Consider the following 17,002-nt stretch of genomic DNA (forward strand, 5'->3'; position numbering starts at 1 on the left):
GGCTTTCTCAATCACTGATTCGTATGTCAATCACCGCACAACTGCCGCGAACGGCGCTGCTCGACAAGCTCTGGGCCCGGATGAACGAGCGCGGCGATTTCCCGCTGCTGTCGGACGCGCTGCGCGCGACGATGGCCGCGATGAAGAGCGACGATCTCGACTTCACCGCGCTCGTGCGCGTCGTGCTGTCGGACTTCGCGCTGACGCAGAAGGTGCTGCGGCTCGCGAATTCGGCGATGTACATGGCGTTCGGCGGCAACATCACGACCGTCACGCGCGCGCTGATGGTGCTCGGCATGGACGCCGTCGGCCATCTCGTCGTCGGGCTCAAGCTCGTCGACCACTTTCATCACAGCGCGCCGCGCCGCATCGACGCGAAGCTCGAACTGAACCGCGCGCTGCTCTCGGGCTGCGTCGCGCGCAAGCTGACCGAGCACGTCGATCTTCGCGCGGGCGAGGAAGCGGTCGTCTGCACGCTGATGCGGCAGGTCGGCAAGCTGCTCGTCGTCTGCTATCTCGACGCGGAGTGGGAAGAGATCCGCCGGCGCGCGGCCGAGCACGACGACGACGACGAAGCCGCGTGCCGCGCGGTGCTCGGCGTGGACTACGACGAGATCGGCCTCGAGGCGGCCTCGCGCTGGCGGCTGCCGGAGCTGATCCGCGCGGGCATGACGCGCTTCGACGCCAACGACAGCGCAACGCAGGACGTCCAGTGGCTGCGCGCGGTCAGCCACTGCTCGACCGACGTCGCGACCGCGCTCACGTCGATGCACGCGCAGCAGCGCGACGCGCGGATCGCGGCGCTCGCGCACCGCTTTCACGGCGTGCTCGGCACCAGCGCCGACGAGCTCGCCGAGATCGCCGCGTCGCTGTCGCGCGAGGAGACGAGCGACACGGTGATGCGCGAGATCGTCGAGCTGCGCGCGAGCGCGGACGAGATCGCGCGCGGCGCATCGACCCCGCAGGCGTGCCTCGAGGCGGGCCTCGCGGATCTGCGTGCGCTGCCGTCCGAGCACGTGCTCGGCCCGGTGCTCGCGCTTGCATCCGAAAGCGTGCTCGCGGGCCTCGCGTTCACGCGCACCGTGATGTTCGTGCGGCATGACGACGGCGTGTTCGCCGCGCGTCTCGGCTTCGGGCCGGACGTCGACGCGGCGCTCGAGCAGTTGCGCTTTCACGAGACGTTCGAGCCGGATGTGTTTCATCTCGCGATCACGAACTCGGTCGGCATCTTCATCGAGAACGCACACGATCCGAAGATGGTCAAGCGGCTGCCCGCGTGGTATCTGGACGCGTTCGACGATGCGCGCGCGTTCGTGCTGCTGCCCGTCGCCGCGGAGCAGACCACGGTCGCGTTGCTGTACGGCGACTGGGCAGTCGGCCAGCCGGCGCGCAAGATCTCGCAGCAGGAAATGGGCGTGCTCAACGAGCTCGCGGCCGAGCTCGGACGCTTCTTTCACGGCGCGCAGGGCGACGGCCGGTAACGCGCGCGATCGCGCTCGGCCGACGGGCGATCATGCCTCGCCGCCGCCCCGCCCTCTCCGATCGACGCCCAACAGGAACGGCAAACGGACGCCTTCCCGTTTGCCGTTCCTGTTCGCACCGGCGCGGTCGATCGCACGGCACCCTCCGCCGCGCTCCGGCGCTGCGCGGCCTCCACGGCCCGCGCCGAAGCGCAACCGAGGCCGCGCCCCGCTACGGCCGCCCCGCGTAATACCGCGCGGCCGCCGCGATCTCGGCGGGCGTCATCTGCCGCGCGACGTTGCGCATCTGCTCGCTGATGTCGTTGTGCCGCGCGCCCACCGCGAACGCCTGCAACTGCGCGTTGATGTAGACCTCCGGCTCGCCTTCGAGCCTCGGCCCGCCGACCTTGTTGTCCATTCCGCCATGACACGACGCGCACGGCGCGATGTTGCGCATCGGCGCGCCGCTCGCGACGATCTTCGGCGGCGTCGCGGCGAGCGGCGTCACGGTGCGCGGCAGATATGAGTAGAACGCGGCGAGATCGCGCATGTCCTGGTCGGTCAGATTCGTGACCATCGGCGCCATCACCGCGTTGGTGCGCGCGCCCGTCTGAAAGTCCTTCAACTGCTTGTAGATGACGGCCGCGTACTGGCCCGCGAGGTTCGGCGAATTCGCGTCGCTCATCCCGCGCGCGCCGTGGCACATCGTGCAGCGCATCGCGAGCGTCGCGCCGCGGCCGATCGACAGGCTGTCCGCGCCCACCATCATCTGCGGCGTGACGACGACCGTGCTCGTCTTGACGGCCGAAGGCGCCGGCGCCTGCTGCGACGGCAGCCACGCGCGCGGCACGCCGGCCGCGCTGCAGATCGCGTTCCAGATGCCCTGGAACTGCGCGTCCTTCTGCACCGACGGCAGCCAGACGAAGCCGATCAGCACCGACGCGGCCACCGCGAACAGCGTGAGCCCGACGCTGACCGTAAACCAGCGGTTGCGAATCGAAAACAGACGTTCCGTGCTCATCGCTGCGCCCCCATGTAGATCGCCGGCACCGACGGTTGCTTGAGCGACATCAACTGCGCGATCGGATAGCCGTAGTTGACGACCGTGAGGCCGATCATCAGCGCGATCCACAGCCCGAAGCTGTTGAGCGCGACGGGCAGCGTCTTCGGCTCGTGGACGGCCGAGCTGAACGTGAACTCGGCCGGCTTGACCTTCGCGCCGCGATGGCTGCGTATCAGCACGACGAAGAACAGCACGGCCGACGCGACGAGGATCAGCGCGCCGACGACCGACATGATCACCCACGCCGCCTGCGGCGCGAGCGCCGGATCGCTGTAGTCGTAATAGGCCATCCGGCGCGGCATGCCGAGGATGCCGACGTAGTGCCACGGGAACGTCGTGACGATCATCCCGACGAACCACAGCCAGAGCTGCGTCTTCACGAGCCGCAGGCTGCCGAGCGCGCGGCCCGTCAGGTGCGGCCACAGTTCGTACGCGATCGCGAAGTACATGATGACGACGGCGCCGCCGAAGATCAGGTGGAAGTGCCCCGTGATCCACTGCGTGTTGTGGATCGTCGAATCGAGCTGATAGCTCATGTTGATGAGCCCGCCCGCGCCGCCGAAGCCGAGCATCACGAACGAGAACGCGACGGCGAGCATCATCGGTTCATGCCACGGCAGCGCGCGCAGCCAGCCGAACGCGCCCTTGCCGCCGCGCAGGCGCGCGGCGATCTCCACCGACGCGCATACCGTGAACACCGTGAGGAGCGTCGGCACCGCGACGAGCGCGGTGAACACCGATTGCAGGAACTTGAAGCCCGAGCCGACCTGCGGATCGGCGAACAGGTGGTGCACGCCGATCGGCATCGCGCCGACGAGGAACAGGATGAACGAGATGCGCGCCATCCCGTCGCTGTACAGCTTGCCGCCGATCGCGCGCGGCACGAGCGTGTAGTACGCGATGTACGCGGGAATCAGCCAGAAGTAGACGATCGCGTGCAGCGTCCACGAGAAGAACACGCGCGCGAGGCCCGCGTCGATCGTCGAGCGGAGCCCGACCGCGACGGGCAGGATCTGGAACAGGATCTCGATCGCGGCGCCGACCGCGGTCCAGCCCCACAGATACGCGCCCGCGACGTTCGCGAACATCGCGAGCGGAATCGGCGTGCCGGGATTGCTCTTCTTCCACGCATAGAGGTTCACCGACATCAGCGCGACCCAGATCCACGAGCCGACGACGACGAGCACGACGCCGAGGTAATAGAACGGATTGCCGATCATCGGCGGATAGAACGTGTAGAGCACCGACGACAGGCCGAGCGACACGGGCGTCATCGCGACGACCGAGCCGACGGCGATCAGCCAGAAGCCCGTCCACGCCCAGCGGCGGCCGACGAGCGGCATCTTGAGCGCGAGCTCGCTGATCGCGTAGCCGAAGCCCATCGCGATCAGCGTCGGGAACACGTAGCCCATCACGGAGCCGTGCGCCGTCACCGAACGGTAGTAGAGCTCGGGATTGCCGAGCCACGGATGCAGCGGGCTGCGCGCGAGCATCTGCCACGCGCCGAGCAACAGCGCGACGCCGAAGACCGCGAACGCGAGCCAGAAATGGGCGAGCACCAGTCGATTATTCTTTAACACAGCTCAGTCTCCGGGCGCTGGACGCCAGTTTGTCGAATTCCGCACGGTCAATGACCTTGACGTGCGCCCACATCCCCTCGTGGCCCGTGCCGCAATACTCGTGGCACGGCATCAGGTGATCCCTCGGCGTGTCGAAGGTCGTCCTGAACGTTGCGACGTAGCCGGGCTCGAGCATCGAATTGATGTTGGTATCGGTGATGAGAAAGCCGTGCACGACGTCCGCGCTCGTCGCGCGGAACGTGACGGGCGTATTCGCCGGCACGAGAATGCACTGCGGCGTGAACGAGTACTGCTGGCCGATCACGCGCACCGTGACCGAGCCGTCCGGCTCGCGCGCGGTGCCGAGATTGCTCTCGACGAATTCGCCGGAGACGTGCAGCGTCGTCGGATCGATCGTCTCGACGCGCGACGGCGGCATCATCGCCCAGTGCAGGCCGGTGTACACCATCATGGCGACGAGGACGATCATCAGGCCGACGGCCAGGATCGCCCACCTGCGCTCGATCCGGGCCGCGAACTGCGCGCCGTCGAGACGGTCTGGCATAGGTTGTTTGGACATGGGAGCCGCTTTTTATTGGATCACGCCGCGAGGCAGGAAGACGAGAAAGTAAAAGGCGAACCACAGCGCGATCACGATCGCGGTCGCGGTGCCGGCGAGCGCGAGCGCGCCGCGCGGCCCCGACCGGACGATCTCGTCGACCGCGTCGTCGTGCGGTTCGGGGTCGCCCCCGTGTCGTTGGGAAGTGTCGCTCATGATGTCCTCAATAGAGCGGAGCGGAGCGCAGCACGTTGGCTTCCTTCACGGAAACCGGCGTGCCGCGGTTGCCCCAGGCGGTGCGAATGAACGTCGTCACGGCGGCCACCTCGTCGTCCGACAGCGACTGGGCGAAAGGCGGCATGCCGTAGGGCTCGGGATTCTTCGCGGTGCCGGGCGCATAGCCGCCGTTCAGCACCATGCGGATCGGATTCACCGCGGACGTCATCTGGATCGACTGGTTGCCCGCGAGCGGCGGGAACGCCGGCGTCTTGCCGCGCCCCGTCTTGCCGTGGCAGCTCGCGCACTGCGTGTCGTAGATCTTCGCGCCGATCTTGTAGAGGCGCGCCTGCTCCGATGCGGCCATCGTCGTCTTCGGCGCGGACTCGGCCTCGCTGCCGCGCTGCGGCAGCGACTTCAGATAGACGGACATCGCGCGCACGTCGTCGTCCGACAGGTACTGCAGGCTGTCGTAGACGACCTCGGCCATCGGCCCGTACACCGCGCCGCGATGCGACGCGCCCGCCTGCAGCAGGCCCGTGATGTCGGCGATGCTCCAGTCGCCGAGCCCTGCTTCCCGGTTCGACGTGAGCGACGGCGCATACCACGCCTGCATCGGGATCAGCCCGCCTTCGAACGCGTTCGACTCGGAGCTGCCGCCGAGCGCGTTGATCGCGGTGTGGCACATCGAGCAGTGGCCGAGCCCCTGCACCAGATACGCGCCGCGGTTCCATTCGGCCGATTTCGCGTGGTCCGGCTGATACTCGCCTTCCTTGAAGTACAGCGTGCGCCAGCCGATCAGCAACTGCCGGTTGTTGTACGGAAAACGCATGTCGTGCGGCCGGTTCGCGAGCTTCACGGGCGGCACCGAGCGCAGGTACGCAAAGATCGCGTCCGAATCCGCGCGCGTGACCTTCGTGTACGCGGCGAACGGCATCGCCGGATACAGCAGCGAGCCGTCGCGCGAACGGCCGGTGTGCATCATCGCGTAGAACTCGTCGGCCGTCCATTTGCCGATGCCCGCGTCGTTGTCGGGCGTGATGTTCGGCGAGTACAGCGTGCCGAACGGCGTCGGCATCGCGCGGCCGCCCGCGAAGAGCTTCTCGCCCGGCACCGTGTGGCACGCGACGCAGTCGCCCGCGCGGGCGAGGTACTCACCGCGCTTGAGGGTCGCCGCGTCCGCGGCGGGTTGCGCGTGTGCGGCGGATGCGGCGAGCGTCGCCGCGAGCAGCCCGAGCGCGGCATTCGCGCACGCGCTGCGGAGTTTGACGATCCAATGCTTGTGCACCGAGGCCTCCATTAACGCGGTTCGCTACCGCATGCGAGCGGCATGTCGAGCGAGCCCGCGGGGGCGGGCGACGGGTTCGCGGGCGCGGGCTGCGAAGCGAGCCACGCGGAGATGGCGGTCACGTCCGTGTCGGTGAGGCGCGACGCGACCTGCTGCATGCAGTCGGGCGCATACGACGTGCGCGTGCCGTAGCGCCATGCGCCGAGCTGCGCGCTCAGGTATTCGGCATGCAGGCCGAGCAGCCCCGGCACGGCGGGCTCCATGCCCGTGAGCGACGCGCCGTGGCACGACGCGCACGCGGGAACCTTGTGCGACGGATCGCCCGACTGGACGAGCTGCCGCCCCCGCTCTAGCACTGCCGGCGCGGCGGCGGGCGCCGCGATCGTCGGGAACGGCGGCCGCCGGCTCGCGAAGTGATCGGCGATCTTGCGCAGGTACGCGTCGGGCAGATACGCGAGCAGGTAGTTCATCGGCGGATACTTGCGCCGGCCGTCGCGGAACGCGACGAGCTGGTTGTACAGATAGCCGGCGGGCTTGCCGGACAGGCGCGGGAAGTAGTCGTTCGACGTCCCCTCGCCCTGCCGGCCGTGGCAGGCGGCGCAGGCGAGCACGCGCGCCTCCATCGTGTCGGGCGCGCGCTCGGCCTGCGGTTCCTGGGATAGCGCCGTCTGGCTCAGCAAGCCGCACAGTACGGCGAGTACAGCGGTGGGTCTCGAGGTCACTGTCATCCTCTCCGGGAAGGCGTGCAGTTCCCGCCAGCGACGCGAGCCGCCCCTGCGGCTCGTGAGGTAAGCGGGTACGCCCGGCACCATCGCTTTCATTGGTCTCATGGGAACTTGTTGTTCAGATTTTCAATGTCGCGAAAATCTCATGAGCGCCGTTGCTTTGCGTTGATTCATGTCAATCCAATACTTCTTTACATTGGTAGTCGATTGGCCGAGCGATCGCAAATCTCATGTCTTCTGGAATTTAGCCGGTCGCGGGAAAAGCGCAATGTTTCACGGCGCGCCGCGCGGCATTTCGATTTTTCTCTTATGCGGCAATGCGTTACGCGCGCCAAACGCGCACGTGCCGGGAGCGTCGCGGCAAATGAAACGCGGCGCTTTCGGCCGCGTGAGCGGCCCCGTTCGTGACGTGCGTCAAATTCGCACGGCGCGGCGCGAACCACCGCGCTCGATCACGATATCGAGCGAGCCTGCGGGTGCGGTGCTCAATCGGTCGCGCACGTCGTCGATCGCCGACGGGTCGACGCGCTTGCCGTCGATCTCGACGAGCACGTCGCCGTTCTCGAGACCGTAGCGGCCGAGGTCCTCCGGCCGGTTGTGGAACAGCTCGACGCGGCCGTCGACGAAGCGGATCGCGATCGTGCGCAGCGGCCGGGAATCGTCCTGCGTGAAGCCGCTCGCGTCGTAGCAGAACTCCATCGTGCTCGGCACGAACATGTAGCGGTCGAGCCGCGCGAGAAAGTTCATCCCGAGCATGTCGCCGCCGCCTTCGGCGACGCGCAGGCTGCCGACCGGCCGGCCGTCGAACGACAGCCCGCTCACGAAATGGTCGCGCGACTGGCCGACGCCGTTCGCCGACATGCTCGGCACCGCGCCGCCGAGCGGCGTCGCGGCCTTGCGGCTCGCGAGGTACGCGAGCGTCGGCGCGGACGCGATCGAATAGCGCGCGCCGGTATCGAAGCGGAACATCGCCCACTGATCGCGGAAGTCGACGCTCACGGCGGGCGACTGACCGAAGCTGTCCTGGTACGGGACGCAATGCGCGAAACGCTGCCCGGCGGGCGGATGGCGCCAGACGGTCAGCGTGCCGCTGCGATTGTCGGCGACCCAGCTCAACTGGCGAAAGATCTCGATGCCGACGATGCCGTCGATCTGCGTGCCGAACACCTGCGACAGCAACGACAGATCGAGGCCGAGCCAAGGATAGAAGCTCGGCACCTCGTAGCTGCCGAGCGCGATCGGCAGCGGCTGCCACAGGCGCACGCGCGCTTGCGGCAGCACGCCGTCCGCGGTCGTCAGGCCCTTTTCGAGCATCGTCCGGTACGCGATCGGAATCTGATCGTCGGTCGACGGCTGCGTGATCGACTGCGCGAGCCGATTGTCGATCGCCGTGTGGCTCGCGCCCGTGTCGACGAGAAAGTGATAGGTCTTGCCCGCGATCGCGACGGGCACGACGAACCCGCTCTTCGGCTTGAACGATACGCTCAGCACGGGCGTGGCGCCGCCGCGCTGCGGCTCGGCGCGCTCGCCGCAACCCGCCGCGAGCAACGCGGCGAAGCAGACGAGCGCGACGGCCGCCGACGCGCGCGGCGCGCGGCGGCGGAAGGCGGAGGCGGCGCGACTCGGCGCCGGCGTCGAAGCGAATGCGTGTCGAACCATGGATGACGGATGCGTGATGCGAAGTGAAGGTGGACGGAGATTGCGTGAGGCGACGGATCGCGACGAATCGCTTCGGATGCCGCCTGCCGCGCCGCGCGGGCAACGCGCGTCCGCTCGATGAAAACCATATGTAAGGATCGACGATTCTATAGAAACGCGCCGCCGCGCGTTGTCGACTTTTGTTCGCCGGCTTGCGCGGGTTCTCCGTATCGAAGCCGGCATTTGACGCGTGCGGCAACGCGTCGTGACGTTCGATGCGCGGACAGACGCACATTCGACGCCGCCACGAGTTCGATCGATATCGGTCGCTATGGGCCCCGCATGTTCGCCCGCGCCCGCGTCGCGCGCAAATTCCCTTGCGCGAAATCGATAGCAGAACAAAGTTGAAGCCGGCCATTGACCCCGTCCGCGCGCGCCGACGATGATGGCAGCGGATGCGCGACGTGGCCGCGCAATCGCGGATTACGCCGCGGCGCGCCGCACCGCGCGCAAGAACCGCATCGACCGACAAAGCCACATGACCGCTCACGACACGCCCCGCACCACCCCTTCCCCATCCGCGCGCGACGGCGCGCGACGCTCGCTGCTGAAAGCCGCAGGCGCTGCCGCACTTGCCGCGCCACTGTTGGGCGGCCTCGCCGCGCTATCGGCGAGCGGCGCCGCACACGCGCAACGCAGCGCGAAGACGCTGCGTATCGGCTATCAGAAGTACGGCAACTTCGTCGTGCTGAAAGCGCGCGGCTCGCTCGAGAAGCGGCTCGCCGATCAGCATGTGTCGGTCCAGTGGATCGAGTTTCCGGGCGGCCCGCAACTGCTCGAAGGCCTGAACGCCGGCGCGATCGACGTCGGCACGGTCGGCGAGACGCCGCCTGTGTTCGCGCTCGCCGGCGGTGTCGATTTCGTCTACGTCGGCAGCGAGCCGCCCGCGCCGCAGGGCGAAGCGATCGTCGTGCCGCACGATTCGCCGATTCGCGCCGTCGCCGATCTGCGCGGCAGGAAGATCGCGCTCAACAAGGGCTCGAACGTTCATTATCTGCTCGTCAACGCGCTGCAGCGCGCGAAGGTCGATTACCGCGACGTCACGCCCGTCTATCTCGCGCCCGCCGACGCGCGCGCGGCCTTCGCGCAGCGCGGCGTCGACGCCTGGGTGATTTGGGATCCTTATCTTGCGGCGATCGAGCGTCAGGCGAACGCGCGCGCGATCGCAAACGGCAAAGGGCTCGTGAACAACACGCAGTACTATCTCGCGAGCCGGAAGTTCGCCGAAGCCGAGCCGCAACTCGTGCGCGCGCTGCTCGACGAAGTCGGCGCGGTCGATCGCTGGGCGCGCGCGAACATCGCCACGGTCGCCGCGCAACTATCGCCGCTCGTCGGCCTCGACACGGGCACGCTCGAGCATGCGTTGAAACGCGCGAGCTACGGCGTTCAACCGATCGACGATGCGACGCTCGCGTATCAGCAGCAGATCGCCGATACGTTCGCCGCCCTCAAGCTGATTCCGCGCAAGATCGACGTTGCCGCCGCGCGCTGGCAAGCGGCATAGGCGCTCGCGCATCGCAATCTCGCGGGCAAAGCGCCGAGCCTCGGCCGGCTGTCGCGGGCGAGCCGCTGACGATCAATCGGTTGCTCTCGGGCGGCCGATCACGGCACTACCGCAACGACGGATTCCCCGGCGCGCGCGACACGCGTGCCGTCCGTCAATTCGCACTGCCCTCGCCAAGTTCGGGCGCGCGATCGTCCCTGCCTGCCTCGATCACGCCACCGACGACGGATGCGCACCAGGATTCAGGGCTGCTCCAGAACACGTTGTGCTGAAACCGGCGGCGCGCCCGCGCATGTGGCTTCGCACCGATCGGGCCGATCCGCTCGCGCGACTCGACCTGTCGCCCGCATCCCCGCAACCGCTCGACGATCGCGGCAAGCGTGCCGTCCGCAGACCATTCGTCGAAACGACGGCGGCAAGTCGGCGACGACGGATAGCGGCGCGGCAATGCGGCCCAGCATTCGCCGGTCGCGAGCACCCACAGCACTGCGTTCACGACCGCGCGCGCCTGCGCCCGCGGTCGGCCGCAACGCGTGTTGCGCGCCGGCTGGGCGGAGAGCAATTCCTCGATACGCGCCCATTCGTCATCGCTCAACTCTTCGAACTGCATCGTCGGCCCTCTTCGAGAAATCGGCGCGAACGCGCACGCACGCGGCATGCACGACGCCGATGAAACGTGTGTCGACCGCGGCAAGCGGCGTCATGCCGACGCCGAATGAAACGCCCACCACGTACTGGCGAAAAGCCGCACGATACACGAACCCTCTTCCCCGGATAAATACATTGTTGTTCTAAGTAAATCTCAGGATTCCGACTCGATTCCGCGGCGGGACGCAGTTGGGCGAACACGTTCGTTCGCGCGCTCCGGATTCGGCGATCCGTTCGAGCGCCGCCGGCGCGGGACGATTCGATTGGTGCGCAATATTACACGCGGGCCGCGAGAAATCCAACGCTGTCAAAATCGACAGGGTGCGGCGGCGCATCAACCGCGCGGCAGACATCGCACGCGAACCCCACGCCGGCGGCCCGCGCGTCGCATCATGCGCTGCGAAGCAGCCGGCTGCGCGTAAATGCGCGGTTGCCGCTCAGCTTGTCGAGAAACGCATCGGACGGCACGCGGTCGAGATCGGTCACCACGTAGCCGATATCGCCGCGCGTTTGCAGATGTTGCGCGACGACGTTCGCGCCCTCTTGCGCGAGCAGCGTGTTGAGCCCCGCGAGCACGCCCGGCGTATTGCCGTGCACGTTCAAGAGCCGCGCAGCCGACGTGCATTCGCCCGGGCTCACCTGCGGGAAATTGACGGCGCCCGCGGTATCGCCTCGCGTCAGGAATGCGACGAGCTTCGACGACACCTCCGCGCCGATGTTCTCCTGCGCTTCCTGCGTACTGCCGCCGATATGCGGCGTGAGGATCACGTTCGGCAGCCCTTGCAGCACGGATTCGAAGCGGTCCGCATTGCTCTTCGGCTCGCGCGGGAACACGTCGATCGCCGCGCCGCTCAGGCGCTTCTGCACGAGCGCATCGCGCAGCGCATCGATATCGACGACGGTGCCGCGCGACGCATTGATCAGGATTGCATTCGATTTGAACTGCGCGAGGGCGCTCGCGTCGATCATGTTGTGCGTCGAGGCGTTCGCGGGCACGTGCAGCGTGACGACGTCCGCGATCGCGATCGCTTCGCCGAGCGAGCGCGCCGGCTGAGCGGAACCGAGCGACAGCTTCGCTTGCACGTCGTAATAGACGACCTTCATGCCGAGCGCCTCGGCAAGCACGCCGACTTGCGCGCCGATATTGCCGTAGCCGATGATCGCGATCGTCTTGCCGCGCGCCTCGAACGATCCGCCCGCGCCTTTCGCCCATTCTCCCGCATGCGCGAGGACGCTCTTCTCCGGTACGCGCCGCAGCAGCAGGATCGCCTCGGCGATCACGAGTTCCGCGACCGATCGCGTATTCGAGAACGGCGCGTTGAACACCGGAATGCCGTGATGCGCGGCAGCCGGCAAATCGACTTGCGACGTGCCGATGCAGAAGCATCCGATCGCGAGCAGATGGCGCGCGGCGTCGATCTCGTCGCGCATCAGATGCGTCGCGGAGCGAATGCCGACCAATTGATGCTGCTGCAGCGCGCGCCGCAGTTCGTCGCCGGCGAGCGCGCCCTTGCGCCGCTCGATGTCGACGTTCGCGTCGGCGAAATGCCGGGACGCGCTGTCGTGAATGTTTTCGAGGAGGAGAACGGAAGTCATGTTGTCCAGCGTGATGGTCGAATCGAAGCGGAAGCCGGAAATCCCGGCGAGGTACGCGAGCGCCGCTATGCGGCGTTCGCGCCGATCGCACGGCACGCGATGCATGCCGCGTTGCCGTTCAAAAATCGTATGCCTGGCGGGAGCGCAGCACAAGCCGGCCGGCACGTCCTGCTGTGCGTGGGGAATTGCGACTTGATATCGCTGAAGGAATGCCTGCGTAGTGTCGCAAAATTGCGTCGGCACATGCGAACATCCCTGCTGCCAGCAGGTGTACCCGCATTGCGCGATGCGCGCCCGGAAGGCGCGTTTCACATCCGGCGCCGGCCGCTCGGCGACGTGCCGGTCCAGCGCCGGAACGCACGGCTGAAGTTGGCTCGATCCGTATAGCCGACGCGCGCCGCGATCTCCTCGACCGTCAGTTGCGTACCCTCGAGCAGGCGCAGCGCATCGCGCAGCCGGATCTCGTCGAGCAGCGCCGAATACGTCGTGCCGTAGTCGCTCAGCTTGCGCTTGAGCGTGCGCTCGGAGAGATGCAACTCGCGCGCGAGCGCATCGAGCGACGGATAGCCGTCGCTGCCGCGGATCAGCAGATTGCGCACGCGCTCGACGATGCTCTCCGCATAGCCGAGCCGCGCGAGTTCCGCCTCGCACTGCTGGACGATCATCTGCGCCGTGTGCGCGTTCGCGGTCTTGATCGGCTCGTCGAGCAGCGCGGCCTCGCAACGGATCTGATTGGCGGACGCACCGAAATGGCAGCGCGGCAGACGGTCACGATAGCGCGCGAAATAAGGCGGCTCGGGCCACTCGAAGCATAGCTCGGCGTTCGACTTCATCGTCTTGTCATGCGACGGTGTCAGCAGCGAGTTGAACAGGATCGCCGTCTCGACCATGAAGTTCTCGACGGCGAACTGCCGCAGCCTGCCGAGCGGAAACGCTTCGAGGATGTCGATCTGCACTGTATGCTCGAGTTCCGTCAGCCGCACCGAAAAGAACGGCACGCGCGTCGGCAGATAACGGATGCCGAGCTGGATCGCCTCGCCGAGCGTGGCGCAGCTCATCAGGCCGAAGCCGATGAGTCCCGATTTCGTCAGGCTGCTTCGCAAGCCGATCTCGACCGCGATCGACGGATCGTTCGTCATCCCGATCAAATTGAACACGATTGCCGCCTGCTGCAACGGCGTGATGCGCGCGTCCGGCTCCTCGAGCTTCGCGCGCGTGACACCCGTGTTCGCGAGAAGGTCCGCATCGGCGATGCCGCGCTCTTCCGCGAGCATCAGCATGAAGAGCGCGTAGGCGGACGATACGGTCGCCTTGTTCAATTGCCTCGTGGGGTCCGGAACGGACATGGCCATGCTTCGACTCCGTGCAGTGACCGGCCGATTATAGCGACGGATGGCCTCAGATGACACATCGCAATGCCGCAAATTGGCCTCAAATGACTCGCTCTTTGGCACGACCGGCTATCACGGCGAAGATGCGGACGGCTCTAAGATGATCTCATCGGCAAACCGCCGATTTCAGGGAACGGATTCGAACAATGAACAAGACTTTGCGCTTCAAGAATGACGCGGAGAAGGTCGCGTATGTCCGCAACGAGGTCAACGCCGCGAGCGATGCGCTGCGCGCGCAATATCCGTTGCTCGACCATCAGAATCTGATCGGCGCGGCCGTGATGGCGCTGTGCGTCGCGACGCTGCTCGGCGGCGCGTATCTGTACGCGACGGGCATGATCGCGTGGTACATCGCGCTGCCGATCGCGACGCTCGCGACATCGCTGATCCACGAGCTCGAGCATGATCTGATCCACTTGATGTACTTCAAGAAGACGCCGTGGGCTTATCACCTGATGATGACGCTCTGCTGGCTCACCCGGCCCGGCACGATCAATCCGTGGACGCGCCGCCGGATGCATCTGCACCATCACAAGGTGTCGGGCGGCGAATCCGATCTCGAAGAGTACGGAATCACCAATGGCGAGCGCTGGGGCCTGAAGCGTCTGCTGATGCTCGCGGACGGCATGCTCGCCGTCGCGCTGCGACCGCTCGGCATGCGCCGCAAAGTGTTGCAGTACGTCGCCGCGCAGCCCGCGCAGGAACGCGCCGATCGGGTGCGGCTGCGCATCGAGCAGCTCATGTCGTACATGCCGGTCGGCCACGTCTACTACGTGCTGTGGCATGCGTTCATCGCCTATCACGTCGGACTCTTCACACTGCACGCGCTCGGCTACCAGCCGGACGTGCCGGCGCTCGCCCAGCAGGCGATGCATGTCGTCGACTTCCTCGCGGTGACATGGCTCGGGCCGAACTTCGTGCGCAGCTTCTGCATCAACTTCATCAGCTCGAACATGCACTACTACGGCGACATCGATTCGCGCAACGTCATTCAGCAGACGCAAGTGCTGAATCCGTGGTGGCTGCTCCCGGTGCAATTGTTCTGCTTCAACTTCGGCAGCACGCATGCGATTCACCACTTCGTCGTGCGCGATCCGTTCTACATTCGGCAATTGACCGCGAAGCGGGCGCACGCGGCAATGCGCGCGGTCGGCGTGCGCTTCAACGACATCGGCACGTTCCGACGCGCGAACCGCTGGAACGAGACGCGCGTCGCGTGATGCGCACGGACGGCGACACGAGGCCGAGTCGTCGCGCCTCGTCGCGCCGTCATCGGTCTGCTCGTCGATCGCTCGAAAAAGAACGCTGCCGGACAATTGTTCGGCAGCGTTCTTTTCGCCATGCGGCGCGCACCCGGCGCGCACAGGTTTGTCGCTACAGCAGCGGACAATCCGTCACGTGCGTCCCTCGCTCGACGCACAACCGCTCGTAGTCACGCAGATAAGCGCGCTCGTCGTCGGTGAGCAGTTCGACATCGACAAGATCCCAGTCGTAGCCGACGGTGACGAGGTTCTCGAACTCCATCATGCCCGGCTCCCGTTCGCTCGGGTGGATCACGACGATGTTCTCGATGCGCACGCCGCCCTTGCCCGGCAAATAGATGCCCGGCTCCACCGAAATCACGGCGTTCGGCACGAGGCCATATTGGGCGCCCAGGTTGAACCGCACGCCGCCTTCGTGCACGTGAATACCGATCCCGTGCCCGGTGCCGTGGTTGTAGTCGTAGCCGTGCTCGCGGCAGACGCCGCGCACGGCGGCGTCGACGTCCGCGCCCGTCGCCGCTTCCGGAAAGCGCGTAACGAGCCCCTTGATGCACGCCTTCAGCGCGACCGTGTAGATCTCGCGCTGCCACGGCTGCGGCCGCGTATCGGCGCGCGTGCGGCGCAACACGACGCGCGTGCAGTCGGTCGCGAAACCGCCGTCGAAGTAAGCGCCGCTATCGAGCAGCACCAGTTCGCCTTCAGTCAGATCGACGTCGGGGCTCACCGCCGTATAGTGCGCGGACGCGCTGTTCGCCCCGTTCGCCGCGACCGTCGTGAAGCTCAGCGCCACGGCCGAACGCGCGGCGTATGCGTCGCTGATCACGTGCGCGAGATCGTATTCGGAGTGCCGCTTGCCAGGCTCGCCCGTCTTCGCCCAGCGCATCGCCTCGGCAATCGCCTCGGAACTGCGCGCGAACGCGTCGCGGAACTGGCCGAGCACCTCCGGCGTCTTGCTCACGCGCATTGCTTCCACCGGGTTGTAGTCGACATGACGGGCGTCGGGCCATACGCTGCGCACCGTGTCGGGTAGCGCGCAGTTGACCGCCTGGAAACCGTAGCATATGTGCTCGACGTCGAATTGCGCGAGAAAGTGCTCGAGCGCGGCGGCGTCGTTGCGGATCACGTGCAGCGCCGGATACGAGTCGATCTGTACCGGACAGCGATCGAAGCCCTCCGGCAAGAACAGCGCGACCGCTTCGCCGACGACGAACAGAAAGCCGACATGCGACGAGGCATACGGCAGATGGTAGCCGCGACTGTTCAACAGATAGCTCAGATCGTCCGCTGCGCAGGTCACGAACGCGACCTTCGCGCGCGGTCCGCCGAGATGCTCGCCAATCCGCTTGTTCAGCGTCGCGATGTTCTCCGCGATGCCGACGCCCGTCACCGATCGCGGCAACTCGAAGATCGGTCGCTCGACGCGCCAGCCTGGCAGCGCGATCGCCTTGTCGATCTCGCGGCCGGCGAGGCTCGACCATTGCAACCCGGCGCGCTCCGTTTGCGCAAACAGGCACGCGCGCTGAGCGACGCTCATGCGCGGCGCATCGTAGCCGACGCGGCCGATGTCGGCCGCATGGGTCGCGAGCCAGTCTCCAATCGCCGGCCACATCGCAACGTTGAGCCCCAGTTTCTCGACGCGCACGAGTGCCGGATCGCACTGATTCTCCGCCTGCAGATGGTAGCGGCCGTCGACGAACAACACGAATTGCGGCGTGCCGATCCGCTTCGCGGCCGCCACGCTCAGAAACACACCGGAGCCGACCGACCCGTCGAATCCGGACAACGCGTAGCGCGGATTATTGCAGCGCGGCAACCATTCCGAGATGTACTCGTCCTGCGACGTGATCACGAGCGCGTCGAGTTGCAACGCGTCGATCAGGCGCGACAGGCCCGCGTGCGTGTCGACAACCGATGCGTTGTATCGTGCGAGGTCGGTGAAACTGTATTTCAGTCGGTCGATCATCGGATGTCCAGATTGATGTCAATAAGCGCACGCAGCCGTTTGTTGGCGGCCGGCTGCAGAAAAAACTACC

Annotated in this window: 13 protein-coding genes and 1 pseudogene; 3 read left to right on the forward strand and 11 right to left on the reverse strand. The window is 66.7% G+C overall.

The features are described from left to right. Positions 1–23 precede the first annotated feature (23 nt). On the forward strand, positions 24–1,481 hold the full coding sequence (locus tag WT16_RS02950; RefSeq protein ID WP_063532680.1) for an HDOD domain-containing protein: 1,458 nt from the start codon (positions 24–26) through the stop codon (positions 1,479–1,481). Positions 1,482–1,692: 211 nt separating this feature from the next. On the opposite strand, the gene WT16_RS02955 is transcribed toward WT16_RS02950, so the two are convergent. The 7 genes from WT16_RS02955 to WT16_RS02985 form a co-directional block, all read right to left on the reverse strand. Next, entirely contained in the window at positions 1,693–2,481 is a 789-nt protein-coding gene (locus WT16_RS02955) for a c-type cytochrome (protein WP_015600250.1), read from the reverse strand. Next, positions 2,478–4,103, reverse strand: a complete 1,626-nt coding sequence (locus WT16_RS02960) for a b(o/a)3-type cytochrome-c oxidase subunit 1 (RefSeq protein WP_063532681.1) — start codon at positions 4,101–4,103, stop codon at positions 2,478–2,480. Before WT16_RS02960 ends, WT16_RS02955 begins: the two co-directional genes overlap by 4 nt. After that, on the reverse strand, positions 4,090–4,647 hold the full coding sequence (locus tag WT16_RS02965; protein ID WP_063532682.1) for a cytochrome C oxidase subunit II: 558 nt from the start codon (positions 4,645–4,647) through the stop codon (positions 4,090–4,092). The genes WT16_RS02960 and WT16_RS02965 overlap by 14 nt, the downstream gene beginning before the upstream one ends. A 27-nt stretch (positions 4,648–4,674) precedes the next feature. Continuing rightward, positions 4,675–4,857, reverse strand: coding sequence for a hypothetical protein (locus tag WT16_RS02970; RefSeq protein WP_004526488.1), 183 nt, complete (start codon positions 4,855–4,857; stop codon positions 4,675–4,677). 7 nt (positions 4,858–4,864) lie between these two features. Continuing rightward, the gene (locus WT16_RS02975) at positions 4,865–6,157 is read right to left on the reverse strand and encodes a cytochrome c (RefSeq protein WP_063532683.1); all 1,293 of its coding nucleotides are present in this window, start codon (positions 6,155–6,157) and stop codon (positions 4,865–4,867) included. Further along, entirely contained in the window at positions 6,157–6,873 is a 717-nt protein-coding gene (locus tag WT16_RS02980) for a c-type cytochrome (protein ID WP_063532684.1), read from the reverse strand. The genes WT16_RS02975 and WT16_RS02980 overlap by 1 nt, the downstream gene beginning before the upstream one ends. Before the next feature lie 411 nt (positions 6,874–7,284). Continuing rightward, the gene (locus tag WT16_RS02985; RefSeq protein WP_006029445.1) at positions 7,285–8,529 is read right to left on the reverse strand and encodes an aspartyl protease family protein; all 1,245 of its coding nucleotides are present in this window, start codon (positions 8,527–8,529) and stop codon (positions 7,285–7,287) included. 517 nt (positions 8,530–9,046) lie between these two features. On the opposite strand from WT16_RS02985, the gene WT16_RS02990 reads away from it, so the two are divergent. Further along, positions 9,047–10,072 (forward strand): sulfonate ABC transporter substrate-binding protein, encoded by a 1,026-nt coding sequence (locus WT16_RS02990; RefSeq protein WP_063533041.1) that lies wholly within the window; start codon positions 9,047–9,049, stop codon positions 10,070–10,072. Positions 10,073–10,226: 154 nt separating this feature from the next. Here the strand turns inward: WT16_RS02990 and WT16_RS02995 are convergent. From WT16_RS02995 to WT16_RS03005, 3 genes and pseudogenes are all read right to left on the reverse strand, one after another. After that, positions 10,227–10,776: pseudogene (locus WT16_RS02995) on the reverse strand (transposase). Between the two features lie 334 nt (positions 10,777–11,110). Further along, entirely contained in the window at positions 11,111–12,385 is a 1,275-nt protein-coding gene (gene serA / locus WT16_RS03000; protein WP_041861891.1) for a phosphoglycerate dehydrogenase, read from the reverse strand. A gap of 239 nt (positions 12,386–12,624) precedes the next feature. After that, entirely contained in the window at positions 12,625–13,668 is a 1,044-nt protein-coding gene (locus WT16_RS03005) for an AraC family transcriptional regulator (RefSeq protein WP_063532686.1), read from the reverse strand. Between the two features lie 185 nt (positions 13,669–13,853). Here WT16_RS03005 and WT16_RS03010 point away from each other — a divergent pair, with 185 nt between their 5' ends. After that, positions 13,854–14,927 (forward strand): fatty acid desaturase, encoded by a 1,074-nt coding sequence (locus WT16_RS03010; RefSeq protein ID WP_006029440.1) that lies wholly within the window; start codon positions 13,854–13,856, stop codon positions 14,925–14,927. A gap of 154 nt (positions 14,928–15,081) precedes the next feature. Here WT16_RS03010 and WT16_RS03015 read toward each other — a convergent pair whose 3' ends face one another. Next, on the reverse strand, positions 15,082–16,932 hold the full coding sequence (locus WT16_RS03015; protein WP_063532687.1) for a M24 family metallopeptidase: 1,851 nt from the start codon (positions 16,930–16,932) through the stop codon (positions 15,082–15,084). Positions 16,933–17,002 lie beyond the last annotated feature (70 nt).

The sequence above is a fragment of the Burkholderia sp. MSMB1589WGS genome, assembly GCF_001636105.1.
Taxonomy (GTDB): domain Bacteria; phylum Pseudomonadota; class Gammaproteobacteria; order Burkholderiales; family Burkholderiaceae; genus Burkholderia; species Burkholderia humptydooensis.